Annotated in this window: 12 protein-coding genes; 3 read left to right on the top strand and 9 right to left on the bottom strand. The window is 58.1% G+C overall.

Going from position 1 to position 12,833, the window contains the following annotated elements; translation table 11 throughout:
- Window positions 1–5 precede the first annotated feature (5 nt).
- The 9 genes from ASC75_RS06335 to ASC75_RS06300 all read right to left on the bottom strand — a co-directional run bounded on the left by ASC75_RS06335 (window position 6) and on the right by ASC75_RS06300 (window position 9,238).
- Entirely contained in the window at window positions 6–797 is a 792-nt protein-coding gene (locus tag ASC75_RS06335) for a hypothetical protein (RefSeq protein ID WP_055971880.1), read from the bottom strand.
- Between the two features lie 25 nt (window positions 798–822).
- Complete coding sequence (locus ASC75_RS06330) at window positions 823–1,995, bottom strand: lytic transglycosylase domain-containing protein (RefSeq protein WP_055971878.1); 1,173 nt, start codon at window positions 1,993–1,995, stop codon at window positions 823–825.
- Window positions 1,973–4,492: a VirB4 family type IV secretion/conjugal transfer ATPase gene (locus ASC75_RS06325; protein WP_055971875.1), complete on the bottom strand. Its 2,520-nt coding sequence runs from the start codon at window positions 4,490–4,492 to the stop codon at window positions 1,973–1,975. The genes ASC75_RS06330 and ASC75_RS06325 overlap by 23 nt, the downstream gene beginning before the upstream one ends.
- A gap of 3 nt (window positions 4,493–4,495) precedes the next feature.
- The gene (locus tag ASC75_RS06320) at window positions 4,496–4,822 is read right to left on the bottom strand and encodes a VirB3 family type IV secretion system protein (protein WP_052820915.1); all 327 of its coding nucleotides are present in this window, start codon (window positions 4,820–4,822) and stop codon (window positions 4,496–4,498) included.
- A 2-nt stretch (window positions 4,823–4,824) separates the two neighbouring features.
- Complete coding sequence (locus tag ASC75_RS06315) at window positions 4,825–5,169, bottom strand: TrbC/VirB2 family protein (RefSeq protein WP_036588783.1); 345 nt, start codon at window positions 5,167–5,169, stop codon at window positions 4,825–4,827.
- Between the two features lie 11 nt (window positions 5,170–5,180).
- A complete protein-coding gene (locus ASC75_RS06310) occupies window positions 5,181–6,239 on the bottom strand; it encodes a lytic transglycosylase domain-containing protein (RefSeq protein ID WP_162244899.1) in 1,059 nt (352 codons plus the stop codon).
- A gap of 216 nt (window positions 6,240–6,455) precedes the next feature.
- Complete coding sequence (locus ASC75_RS25905) at window positions 6,456–6,917, bottom strand: hypothetical protein (RefSeq protein ID WP_147181615.1); 462 nt, start codon at window positions 6,915–6,917, stop codon at window positions 6,456–6,458.
- A 10-nt stretch (window positions 6,918–6,927) separates the two neighbouring features.
- Window positions 6,928–7,800 carry a hypothetical protein gene (locus ASC75_RS06305; RefSeq protein ID WP_235916748.1) on the bottom strand — a complete coding sequence of 291 codons (873 nt, stop codon included), beginning with the start codon at window positions 7,798–7,800 and terminating at the stop codon, window positions 6,928–6,930.
- A 373-nt stretch (window positions 7,801–8,173) separates the two neighbouring features.
- Entirely contained in the window at window positions 8,174–9,238 is a 1,065-nt protein-coding gene (locus ASC75_RS06300; RefSeq protein WP_055972003.1) for an XRE family transcriptional regulator, read from the bottom strand.
- Between the two features lie 205 nt (window positions 9,239–9,443).
- Between ASC75_RS06300 and ASC75_RS06295 the strand changes: the two genes are divergently transcribed.
- The 3 genes from ASC75_RS06295 to ASC75_RS25180 are packed head-to-tail and all read left to right on the top strand — an operon-like array spanning window position 9,444 to window position 12,828.
- The gene (locus ASC75_RS06295) at window positions 9,444–10,664 is read left to right on the top strand and encodes a nucleotidyltransferase (protein WP_055972001.1); all 1,221 of its coding nucleotides are present in this window, start codon (window positions 9,444–9,446) and stop codon (window positions 10,662–10,664) included.
- Window positions 10,661–12,370 (top strand): ThiF family adenylyltransferase, encoded by a 1,710-nt coding sequence (locus ASC75_RS06290; protein WP_055971872.1) that lies wholly within the window; start codon window positions 10,661–10,663, stop codon window positions 12,368–12,370. The genes ASC75_RS06295 and ASC75_RS06290 overlap by 4 nt, the downstream gene beginning before the upstream one ends.
- Window positions 12,367–12,828, top strand: a complete 462-nt coding sequence (locus tag ASC75_RS25180; RefSeq protein ID WP_197283355.1) for a Mov34/MPN/PAD-1 family protein — start codon at window positions 12,367–12,369, stop codon at window positions 12,826–12,828. The genes ASC75_RS06290 and ASC75_RS25180 overlap by 4 nt, the downstream gene beginning before the upstream one ends.
- Window positions 12,829–12,833 lie beyond the last annotated feature (5 nt).

Raw genomic sequence — 12,833 nt, 5'->3', positions numbered from 1 at the left:
AAACCTCACTGGTTCTGCTCCTCGAATGCCTGCAGCTGCTCGCGAATCGAAGCCTCGCCCGCGCCACCACCGCCATCGCGCATCACGCTGTCGGGAAGCGTTGCGAACGTCTTGAGGTTCTGGGATGAGGTTGCAAGCGCCGCCTTATACTGCTGGTTCAGCAGCATCACCTGGTTGTTCAGCGAGCCGACGGCCTCGTTGGCGGTCTGGTTACCCTGCAGCACCATCTGCGTGTTCTGTTCCAACGCGCCCTTGAGATCCTGCGCCGTACCGATCTGCTGCGTCGCCTGCATGAAAGCGTTCTGCCGGTCCTTGGTGGCGCTGTTCATTGCGTCGGTCAGGGCAGTCAGCGTCGTCAGCGCGTTGATGCCTTGTGAATAGGCCTGGTTGGCGCCTGAAAGCTCGCCGCCCTTGACGGTATCGACGACCATTTTCACCAGATTGAGCCCGTTGATGAGCTTGGCGGCCGTGTTCTGGAATTCACCGCTGATGCCGCCGAACAACGCTTCGTTTCCCGACAGGATGCTGTTGAAATCAGGCGCCTGGCCCATGCTGAACCCATTGCCGGTGGCGAGCTTGGCAAACTGGCTTGCATCCTGTGACCGGTCGCCAGTGATCGCCTGAAGCGTCTTGATCGTATTGTCCTTGACGATCGACGTGTCGCCCTGGATCTGCTTCGAGAGCTTTTCGATCTCCTGGCTTATCGCGATATTGGCCGCGTCTTTGACCGGGACCTGCGCAAGGGCGTGCGACATGCTGGTGATGCTGAGCGCTGCGGCAACAACGATTTTCTTCATCTGCCTGTCCTCTCTCTCTTCCTGTTCAATTTGCCGTTGGCCTGGCGTCGACGACTGTCACGAGCCCGAGCGCCGGGTCCTCCAACACCGAAAAGGTCGCGACATCGCCACTGGCGCGTGCCTGCTCCTGAAGGTCCTCGAGCCAACGCTGAATCTGATCTGTGGTGGCGGTCGTTGGCACCGCAAAGCATCGGGTGCTGCCGGTATCAATGATGGTCGAGGGGCACTGGACTTCAGCCATGACGAGCGAACCATCGTGGTCCTTGGCGTTGCCGCCTCCCGAGCCGCGCAAGGCCGCGGAAGAAGACTGGAGCCCAGCCTGCAGACGCTGCAAATATTGCTGGTTTGCCGCAAGCGATTTTCCCAGGAGCTCGTTCCAGACTGAACCACGTTCGACCTGCGCCTGAGTATTGCGGTCGACCGCCTTTTTCAGCTGCTCCCCGCATCCGCGTGCATCACTGACGGTTTCCGTCTCGACATCATCGCCCGACGGGGTCCGGTCGCCGTTCTCAGCCTTGTTCCGGCTGTAGTAGGCCGAGACTTTTTTGACGTAGTCCTGTGTCTCGGGAATATTGGGTATCCGTCCGTTCTGGAGGGACTGACGATAAGGCCCAGCATTGTATCCGGCGGCGATCAGGTCGTAGCGATTACCGAACATGCCCTGCAGTTGCTTGATGTATTTGACCCCGCCACGAATATTGTCGCGCAGATCGTAGGGATTGACACCAAGCCCAGCTGCAGTCCCCGGCATCAGTTGCATGACGCCAGTGGCCCCCACAGGAGACCGCGCCGATTGGCGAAAGCGTGACTCCTGCTCGGCGATCGCCAGCGCGAAATTGGGATCGACCCCCTGGCGGATCGCTTCGTCGGCGACCATACGGGCGACCTCCTGCTGGCTATGCGTGCGCTTCGACGGGCTGGCAGGCGTGGTCTCACCGGCCATGCCATCGGCCGAGCAATCCGCCGGCGCACCGGATCCCTGCCCGGGCGCTACGCTGTCTGTCGTGCCGCCTGACGCACCCTTCAACGCTTGCGTGTCCGACTGATAGGTCTTGTACCAGTTCTCCGTCGCCTGCTGGATCTTCCGGCGGGCGTTATCGATTACCGGCACTTGCGCAAAGACGGGTGCGGATGTGAGTAAGGTGGAGAGCACGATAGCGCCAACGGTGGCCAGCTCAGGAATTCTTGCGTTGGTCATCGGATACATCCTCCTCCCAGTCACAGAATTTCGAAAGCCAGTTCTTCGGATCGTTGCCATATTCGTCGAGCAGCATCTCGACCTCGCGGACGGTCTCCTCGCGACCGGACAGGACCTTGATGAATTCCGGCATATGGGACATGTCGACACGGGCGATTACGCTGCTCTTTGCCTGCTTGATCAGCATGAAGCGCGAGGCCGGATCGCCATTCTTGACCCAATCGAATTCAGCCCTGGATAGACCGAAATGCTCCATGTAGGAGTTTTCGTCCGCCTTCGGATTGGCGAAAAAGATGTTGGTCGATGTCTGCTCAATGATCGTCCGGCTGACGCTCGACTGCACCACGTCGTCGGCCGACTGCGTGCCGAAAATGACGAGACCGTTCCGTTTCCGGATGGTCTTGAAATAGTCCTTCATGGTGCGTTTGAATTCGTCGTCGTCGAGCAGCTTCCAGGCCTCGTCCATGAGGTTGATGATCGGCGCCTTGCCGTCATAAACCTCGTCGAGCCGATGGAACATGTAGAGGAGTGCTGCGGTTCGCACCGGTGGATCGTCGAGGATAGACGTCATGTCGAAGCCGATCATCGGCCGGGAGACGTCGAGATTGTCGTCGGCATTGTCAAAGAGCCAGGCAAAGGGTCCGTGATCGACCCACTTGTCGAGCCGCGCAATCAGGCTTCCCTCCGTTCGCTCGCTGCCTGCCAGCAGGGCGCGAAGTGACGACAGTCGGCGATAGGACCGGTCCTTCGTTTTCAGGACCGATTTGATCGCGGTGCGGATGATGGTCTCTTCCTGTGGCGTCAGGCTTTCGCCTTCCTTCGCCGGCTTTAGCATGAAGCTCAGGAGACGATAGAGGAAGACGCGGTTCTCCTCGGTATCGTCGAGGAGCAGCGGGTTCCATCCCGACGGTTCGCCGGGTTCGAGCGTCATGTAGGTTCCGCCCGCCGCCCGTACCATGATGTCGAGGCCGCGGTCCTTGTCGAAGACGATCGTTTTCAGGCGCGGGCTGACGCGGTAGGCCTGAAGGATCAGGAAGGCCATGATCACGGTCTTGCCGGAACCCGTCGGTCCGAACACCGTTGTGTGCCCGACATCGCCCTGGTGAAAGTTGAAGAAGAACGGCGTGCCTGACGTCGTTTCGAATATGGTGATCGCTGGACCCCAATGATTGCCGTCCGGCTTGCCGTAGGGATAGGCGTGAAAGCTGCTCAGGCCCGCGCAATTGAGCGTCGAGATTACGGCACGTCGGGCGATATAGGCCTGATTGCCAGGGAGCTGCGCCCAATAGGCCGGTTCCGCGTTCAGATCCTCGCGGACATAGGAGGCACCCAGCGCACCAAGTTCGTTGCCGATCAGGGCGACACCATCGTCGAGTTGGGCCGCCGATCTCGCCACTGGCATGACGGTGAGATGATGCTCGGCGAAGGCAACGCGTTTCCTCGCCAGTTCGTCACGCGCAAGATCGAGATTGGCCTGGACGCTGGAACCACCCTCGTCTGCCTTCGACAGCTGCCGGTCGAGGCGCTCGATCCTGCTTCTCGCGGCCATGTCGTCAATGAAAGACATGGATTGGGCAAGCACCATCTCGAATGGGAGCTTGAGAATGTAATCGAGCATGCCGGCGCCCGTCTCGGGCGGATATTCCTTCAAGGACACCACCGCGGCATAGCGGTCATCGCCAGGCGTATCGCCCTGAAGATGGATGGTTCGGTTGCCGATCGATGTGCGGCGCGCTGGCAGCATCGCGTCTATGGGAAGGTTGCCGAGCCGGATCGGTCGGACACGGCCGCCATTCAGCAGCGTGTAGAAGAATTCGCATTGTTCCGAAAACCAGATTTTGGAGGTTCCCTCCTCGACCTCCATGCTTTCAGAAAAGTCGCGGTAGATCGTCTTGCCGTTGCCAAGATCCACCTGGATGCGCTGTACGTCGCGCAGGACTTTGGGACCGTAAGCGGCAAGCGACTTCTCGAGCGCCTTGGTGGCTTCAACCAATTTGTCTCGCATCGAGCGAAACTGCTCCTTGCGAACGACATCGCCACCGATGCCCATGATGCGGGAAAGCGCGGATCCTTGTTTGAACAGCGGGCGCACGACGAGCGAGATGTAGGTGTCGTTGACGAACATCTCGTTGCGCGAGATGCTCGCCTGATAGACATCGTCCAGACGCTGGATAAAGGGGTCGGTAAAGGTTGCCGGCAAGGACGGTGCGACCTTGCGCCTGACAACATGGGTGTAGAGCGCAAAATTGCCAATCGAGGAAATGGCGCGGAAAGCCGAGTTTCGCTGCCGCTGCAGCATGTTGATCGTTTCGATGTCGGCCGTTTCGAACGAAAAACCTGTGAGACGCAGGGTCGAGACCAGGCAATCGTTCTTCAGCCGGATAATGCCGTTTTCGATCGGAACGTAGAAGGGAACATGGGTCGAGATACTGCGATCGGCGAAGATCTCCCAACCCTTCGACAAACTTCCCTTCAGCGATCTTGCCATCGTGCTCATCGGTCAGGCTCCGTAGGTCCGGATACCCCCGCCAAGTCTGCGGCCGAGGGGATTTATGCCGCACATGCTGAGACGGCCGAGGATGTCGAAGAACCAGAGATCGAGTTTGACCGTCAGCACATAAAGAATCCCGTGCAGGATGACGAAGGAGACGGGAAACCAGAGGATGGAGCCCAGCACCATGAACACCATCAGCGAGACAAAGCATTCCGCCAGGAAGTAGGTGTAAGGGATCCCCATCACCGTCGGCGGCCGCGTGAGGGCCAGGATGACGGGATAGGATTCGATATAGTCGTCACCGCCTGACGTCTTGTTGCCGGAGTTCGCCATGATTACGATCCCGCCCCAGCTAAGAAGTCGACAAGCTCAGCGGCAGCGAACATGCCGGCGAGGCTTCCACCGACCCGCAGAAGCGCGCCCCAGGACCAGAAGCCAAAGGCCGCTGCCAGGAACATACCGATGAACGCGATCGCGCCGACGGAGCGACCGAATGCGCCAGTGAAGAACTGTACCAGTCTGTCGGCAGCATTCTCCAGGGCATCAAGGCTCTGCGCTGCCGCCGGCTCGTATTGACTGACGAACAGCACCGAGGCGGCAAGCAGCACCATCGCGGCATGGCCGGCCCACTTGCGTTTGACCAGGGAGCGGCAGGTTACGCTGCCAACAAGAATTGCCATGACCACTATGTTCATTGAAGTACCTCTTCCTTGACGATTTTGACCGGACCGCCGAGTTGCGCCGCTTTCAGCGGCTGCGGGTAGCGGCTGTCCAAAGCGAGCGGGCTTGCAGCTGAGAAAACAAGCATCGGGGACCTTGCCCGGTCGGCCGGGCCTGATCGGCGGTTCTGATTGGATTGAGAGTCAGGTGTCGGAGCAGGTGTCGGAGGCTGGGAGCTTGCCGACTTGCCGGTATAGTAGCCGACAACACGTGTCACATAGTCCGCGGTTTCGCGGATCAGCGGCAGGCATTGATGCGCGTCAACGCGGGGTTCTCCAGCATTGTATGCGGAGGCGATCAGCACAGGGTTGCTATACTTGTCGATGAGCACCCGCAGGAAACGCGTGCCCGCGCGAATATTCGGTTCGGGGTCGGTGAGGTCATGGACGCCAAAGGCCTCGCCGATCTTCGGCATGACCTGCATCAAACCGATGGCGCCGGCCGAACTGACAAGGCCGGGATCGAACCTTGCGTTTTCCGCCCGCATGATCGACAGAACCCAGTTAGGATCGACGTCCTCCTCAGCAGCGATTTCCATTGCAAGTGCCGCGTAGTCTTCGGGCACGCCGGAAAGCAGATCGGGACGGGCTGGCGTCCTTGTGCGATCGGAAGACGTGCGGGGTTCGATGGCCGGATTGGCAGACCGACGGACAGTGCCTGCGTCAGACGAGAAAACGCTGATGGGCGAGAGCACGGCGCGGTCGCGCCGTGCTCTCATGCTGCCGGCCGCTTCTCCCGGTAGCTCTGTGTTACTGTCGTCGGTTTCAATCGCTGCTTCTGCAACAAATGAAAGAATTGCGGGAATTGCGTTGGTATTGGCCTGTCCCCCAAAACGCTCATTGAAACTGGTAAGGTCGATGCTTGGCGGTGGGTGTGGGTCAGCGTCGACGGCGAGTGCTGACAGCGCACCGGGCTCACTTGAGGTTTCACCCGCGAACCGGAACGACCAATCGGTATGGTCATGATTCTCGCCGATCTTGAGTGGGTCGCTCTCGGCGGACGTTGCGGCAAGACATGTAGCCAGGAGCACAGACGTCACCACAGGCCAGACTGCCCTTCGTAACACTCTGGATCGCGGTCTAATCACAGAAGAAAGCAGGCTGTCATCCATTCCGAACCAGTCCATAACTTGTACTTCAATACAAGTTATGGACTGCAATCCGCGCCGGAAATCAACTGAAAAATATAACTGGAGTACAAGTTTTATCCCAAAGGCCGATATCGCCTTCAGAAATACTACACAAAATCAATCCTTTAGCCGCGACCACCGATCCGGCTTCCATCGATACTCGATCTGGTCTCGATCGCCAAGAATTTGAGCCAAACGAACAGCGGTTCCCCCTTTGACCAGCACGGAACCGGCGTCGGCACCTGACTGTCCTTGATAGATTCGGCACGTAAAATTTGGCAGTTCCCGCTGGATCCTGGATACCGGCCAGCAAGAAGAAACCTGATAACGAGAACCATCAAGATTCGGCGCGAGGCCACGTGAGACCTGCTGCACCGGCCCAAGACGATGGCGCCCGAACGACGTGCCATACTCCAGCTGGCACTCGGTGATATTTCTGGGATAATTCCTGCAGGCTGTGAGGCTGAGATAGGCATACGGCGCTGGCGGCAGCGGCCGGGGCGGCTGCTCAAGCCGCCCGCATGCGGCCAAGGGAATTGCGACGGCCATAGGCCAAAACAGCGCCTTCAAGATTTGCACGGCTCACCTCCTAAGTTTCCTGCTGATATCCGGCATGTTCGAGGGCTTCGAGAAAGAGATCCCTTGCGAGCCCGCAATAGGGCGACGAAGGCTGCGCCAGATGCAATTTGGTCAGGACCAACCCAAGCGTTCCAATGGTCGTGGTTACCTCTTTGAGGTCATCATTCAGGCCATCGCGAAACAGTTCACGTCCATCATGGCCCTTGACGACGATCGCATAGTCGTTGCGGGCAATGCTGTGCCACAGTTCGACGGTACCGGTTTCGCCGTCCTGGGTTTCCGTGTCGCAGGTGAGCATCATCGCGTAGTCTGGAAGAGGAACGTCGCACTCCTCGATCCAGGTCCCGCAAGCAAACTCCGTAAGAGCCACCACAGACGAGAACAGCAGCAAACGTTCGTTTACCAGCAGCCGCCGTTGCCCGAGGCGCACGAAGCCGTTCATAACACCCGAACGGATGAGATTTGGCGCGAGACCTTCCTCGCAGTGCTCGCAGATCTGCACCAACTGATCGTTCCGGACAGAGAACGTGTTGTGAAAACGACCGAGAACCAAGCGTTCGATGTTTTCGGTGCGGCCGCCAAGCGACTCGACGAATGCGAACGCGCCAAACCGCGTCCAGGCTTGCTTGACATCACTCTCAGCCGATAACTCTGCGGTGCTCACCAGACTGGATGGGCCAGCCACGATACCTGCGGTCCGCGTCTCAGCACCGCAGTGCGGGCAATCAATGCTGACCGGTACACGGTACCATTCCTTCGTCAGTAGAGATCGGTGGCTTGTCAGTGGGAAACCCGTCTTGCTATTTTGCTGGTGGGACTTGCGGATATCAGTGCATAGCCGGCGCTCATCGCCTTGCAGCAAGAAAGAAATGTCATCGAACATAGTGAGAGCACAGCGACGCGACTTGCACTTCAATACAAGTTTGTAGCAGTCATAGTCGAAACGCTCAAGATGGGGAAGTCAGGTTTGGTGGTGGAACCGGCCAAAGCAATCCGGTCGTGTCCCCCCTGAGATTCGCGGGTGGTTGCACCGACCGCCTTGGCGCTGGAAAACTACCGTTCGGACACATCCTCGACAGCTGCGCATATTACCGGCCAACGCGGCTCGCCCGACGGAGTTCGCCGGACGTCAATGTCTCGACCTCAAGCCCAAGCTGGACAGCACATTCAAATAGCAGCAGAAACATTCCTTCCAGAACACTGGGTCATTTCAGGTCGAACTGAACTAACGGATCGGAAACAAGAACGGCCACCGTTCAAGCCGCCACCTGGTCCAGCCTCCGGTCGAGTTCGCGAACGGAAATACCGAGCAGTTCAGCAGCCCGCGATTCACCGATTACCCCCTCAGCTAGGGCGCGGAAGCACAGGCGCTCGAAGCGCCTTGGTTCTTCTACTTCAGGAGCCAAGCTTTCCGGCTCCTCATAGGGCGCATCGCGCCATCCTCTTTCTGAAAAGACCTTGAAGAGTCGTGTGCAAGCGGCCTGGCTGATAATGCCGAGATCCTGACAACGGTATGCAAGCGCCTGGACGCTCACACCGAAACGTTTCTTCAGCGCAACCAGCTCTCCAATGCTGATCGACGATCGATGCGCGCCAACCTCTGCACGCAAAACATCGGCCGGCATTAGAAAGGCGCCAGCGAAGCGATGTGCGGCTTTTTCCTCGTCAACCCCGTCGCACGGCGCAATGACCATGTGCCCCAATTCATGTGCAAGGTTGAATCTTTTGCGCTCGGACCAGGTGCTGCGCTTGACGACAATCACTCGCGCAGCTTCGCGCTCCTTACGTCGAACCTTGGCGGCGAGCCCATCCACATTGTCGAGATCGAGTGATAAAACCTTTATTCCTCGCTCTTCAAGCAACTCTGCAAGCTGTGGAATCGGATCGTTGCCGAGACCCCAATCGTCGCGGACGGATCGGGCTGCATCCTCGGCATCGCGAACGTCGGTGACTGCATGCGGCGCGCTCCGTGGCTGCTCCCACTCTACGCTCCGCAAGTGAAGCAGGTCTTCAACGGCAAGATAGCGCTCCAGCATGTGGATGGCACGGGCCTCCAACGTTGCTACTTCCTTGGAGGACGCTCCCAATTTTTTTCGGAAATCTACACCCTCGAGCGAAAGCTCATCGTCCCTGAGAAGGTATTCTTCCGAGACGGCGAGGGCCTTGGCCAACGCCATCAGAATTCCAGAACTTGGCATGTCCTCGTTTCGTTCATATTTTCCAATGGCTTGCGCCGAAACGATCCGGTCCATAGCATCCGCAAGAGCGCGCAACGAGAATCCCGATGCCGATCGGGCAACCTTAAGCTTGTTTCCGATCATAATGGCCTCCTTGTAACAGTCGGTTTCCATAACTATGCATACAACTTATTTTTGTAAACTAAGTTCCCTTGCAGGGTGAAAAATGCACTCCCATATCCGGAGCGCTGCGGCGTTTGGCGCACCTTTGTAAACCGGACCATAGGGCGCCGCGACTGCCGCCGCTATGGCGAGTTGCAGGCGGACAAGACGACAAATGGAGCTGGATATGGCGGGTACTGACGATCAGGTTGAGAGATTTCTTCAGGCGATGGCGGAGGAACTGGCCATTCCGGAGTCCCGGTATGAGCAGGCGGAAAGAAGCTACAAGTCTCTAGGAGACTGGTTTCATCGGCCTGAAAGCACGGTTCGCAATTTTGATCCGACCGTTTACGTGCAGGGATCGTTTCGACTCGGAACCGCAATCCGGCCGATAAACGATTCCGAGGAGTATGACGTCGACTCGGTTTGCGAGCTCAAGAAGCTTGCGAAAGGTGACCTTACCCAGTTCGACCTGAAACAGCTCCTAGGTTATGAAATCAAAGCCTATCATGATGCCAAAGGCATGACGAAGCCTGTGGAAGAGGGTAGACGCTGCTGGGTGCTTTCCTATGCCGACGGTGCGCAATTCCACATGGATATCGTGCCTGCCCTTCCTAACGGGATGGAGCAGCGACTTCTCCTGGAGCGTGCCCATTTCGACGTACGTTGGGCAGATACTGCCATCGCCATCACCGACCGGGAAGTCCCGACCTACAGGCAGAAGACGTATGATTGGCCGCGCTCCAATCCTAAGGGGTACGGTGAATGGTTCAAGTCACGAATGGCCGTGGTCCTCGCGCGGCGGAAGCGGGAGCTGGTGGAATCGTTGCGCCAGCGAGGCGTGACGGCGAGCGTCGAGCAACTTCCGGACTTCCGCGTACGCACACCGCTGCAAGCCGCGGTGATGATCTTGAAGCGGCATCGCGACAATATGTTCGCCCAAGAGGCCGACTTGAAACCTATTTCCGTCATCATCACGACCCTGTCTGGTCACGCCTACGGTCAGGAAGACACCATTGCCGGCGCTCTCTTCTCCATCCTCAACGGAATGGATCGATATATCCAGCATGACGGGTCCAAATTCATCATTCCAAACCCGACCGACCCTTTCGAAAATTTTGCTGACAAGTGGGAAAAGAACCCGCGCAAGGCCGAGGCCTTCTTCCGATGGCTCAACCAAGCACGGGAAGACTTCGGTCGCGCTGCCCGTGCCGCGACGTTGCAGGGTATGAACGAGGCGGTGTCGGCCCGTATGGGCGCAGCATTGTCGGATCGGGCCACGCGCCGCATCGGCGGCGGCAGCGGGCTCCTGAGGGCGGCGTCGGTGGCTCCCATCGCGCCGGTCGCAGCGATTCCGTCTTTTGGAAATGCCGCTCGGGTTCCCACTACGCCGAAGGGATTTGCATGAGCTGGTGGCTTACCGACGTTGCCCGTGCGAAAGCCGAGCGAACTGCGATCGCGCAATTGTCTGAACGCGATGGCTGGTTGTCGGGTATCTCCTGGCGGCTGGGAGATGATCTTCATCTGATCGTGGATTTCGACGTGCAACATGGCGCAGAGACGTTTGGTCTTTCCATGATATATCCGTCCACCTTTCCCGACACACCACCAATGGTGCAGCCCCGCGATGAACGGCGCCTTTCCTGGCATCAGTACGGCCCCGGCGGTGAGCTTTGCCTCGAGTTCAGGCCGGACAACTGGGCTCCTTCGATCACCGGCGCAATGATGGTTGAAAGCGCCCATCGTCTTCTGTCAGGAGAGCGGCCAGGCGAAAACGAGCCCGGCATCGTCCGCTCAGCGCATCAGGCATCAATCGGCAGGGAGACCCGTGGCGAGTTTACGCGCTTCATTCTTGACGACAGCGCCGCGACGGTTCTTGCAGCTTTGCCCGTCGATGTTCCGACAGCCATCACCGTCTGGGATCGGCTCGCCAAGCCAACATGGGTCGCATCGCTCATGAGCGTAGGTGAAGAAGGGATATTGTGGGCCCAGAATGCGCCGCAACCCTCGCACTCCTCGGTCGCAAATGGGTTCGTTATCCGGACAACGCGAAACGTTGACCGCTTCCGCCTAAGCCCCAAAGATTTCGCCGACGTGATGCCGGTAGAGTTTCCCGACCTGCTGGCAAAACTTCCCAAGAACCCATTCGATGGTTTTGTGTTGCTTGGAGATGAAAACCATTGGGTCGCGCTAAATCTTTACCCCTATGAGGGCAAACAGAGTGTCTTTGGCTATAAGATAATTGTCGCCCCAAGCGTCTCTGGAAGGCTGCCTGCAGGTTACGACAGCTTGGCGCAAAAGCGGATAGCAATCGTTGGCTGCGGTTCTGTGGGTTCAAAAATCGCAGGCACGCTCGCGCGATCTGGCGTACGCAATTTCACGCTGGTCGATGACGATGTCTTTTTCCAGGCAAACCTTGTCAGGAATGATCTTGATGCGCAGGCAATCGGTCAACACAAAGTCGATGCCCTTGGAGCCCGCCTGCAGAATCTGGTGGCAAACGCAGACATCTCCGTTCGGCGGATTGCACTCGGTCAGCAGGAGAGTGCAGGATCGACAGAGTCCGTTATGGAGGAGTTGGTCCAAGCCGACCTATTGGTCGACGCGACGGCAGACCCCCGAGCGTTCAACCTCGTTGCAGCTGTTGCCCGTCGTCATAGCAAACCCATGGTCTGGTGTCAGGTCTTTGCGGGTGGGATCGGCGGCATCATTGCTAGGGTCCGCCCGGGGTTTGATCCGATCCCTACCGAAGCGCGCAGCCAAATCCGCGCATGGTGCGATAGTCATAACGTGCCCTGGATCGCCGCAACCGAGACGGACTATGGCATCGAGCGAGATAACGCCCAACCGTTGATCGCCGATGACGCTGATGTCAGCGTAATTGCCAACCATGCGTCCAGGTTCATTCTGGATTTTCTCACGCGCGAGCAAAGCGTCTTTCCTTGCTCTGCCTACGCGATCGGACTGGTGGCCGAATGGATTTTCCGTGCGCCCTTTGATACCTGGCCAATCGATCTTCGGCAGGAAGGTGACTGGGGTGGTGCGCAGGAACTGGCTTCGTCCGAAGAGCTCAAAGAGCTCCTTACATCGCTGTTTCCGAAGGTGAATGCGTGATCAGGGTCACACTCTCCAGACAGATCCGTGATCGCATGAAGTTACCGTTGAGGCGAGCCGGATCGCGTGAAATCGGCGGCATTCTCATGGGACAGGAGATTGCAAGCGGGCATTTCTCCGTTCTAGACTTCTCGGTGGACGAAGCGTCAGGAGCCGATGCCCACTTTGTGCGTGATGCTGATCATCACCGCCATGCGCTGGATGCGTTTTTCGACCGAACAGGTCACAATTATCAAGCATTCAACTACTTGGGCGAATGGCATTCCCATCCAAGTTTCCCGGTTCGACCAAGCCTCACTGACGTGCGCTCCATGCAGGAACTGGTTGACGGTGAAAGAGGTATCGGTTTTGCCGTGCTCCTGATTGTGAAGCTTGGGTTTTGGGGCCGTTTCAATGCATCAGCGAGCCTGCACCGGCGTGCACTCCCGCCTGAAATGATCGACCTGCGCGCAAATTGAAGGGC

It is taken from the genome of Aminobacter sp. DSM 101952 (assembly GCF_001424795.1).
In the GTDB taxonomy this organism is placed as follows: Bacteria; Pseudomonadota; Alphaproteobacteria; order Rhizobiales; family Rhizobiaceae; genus Aminobacter; species Aminobacter aganoensis.
This window is presented reverse-complemented; position numbering and strand designations above follow the sequence as displayed.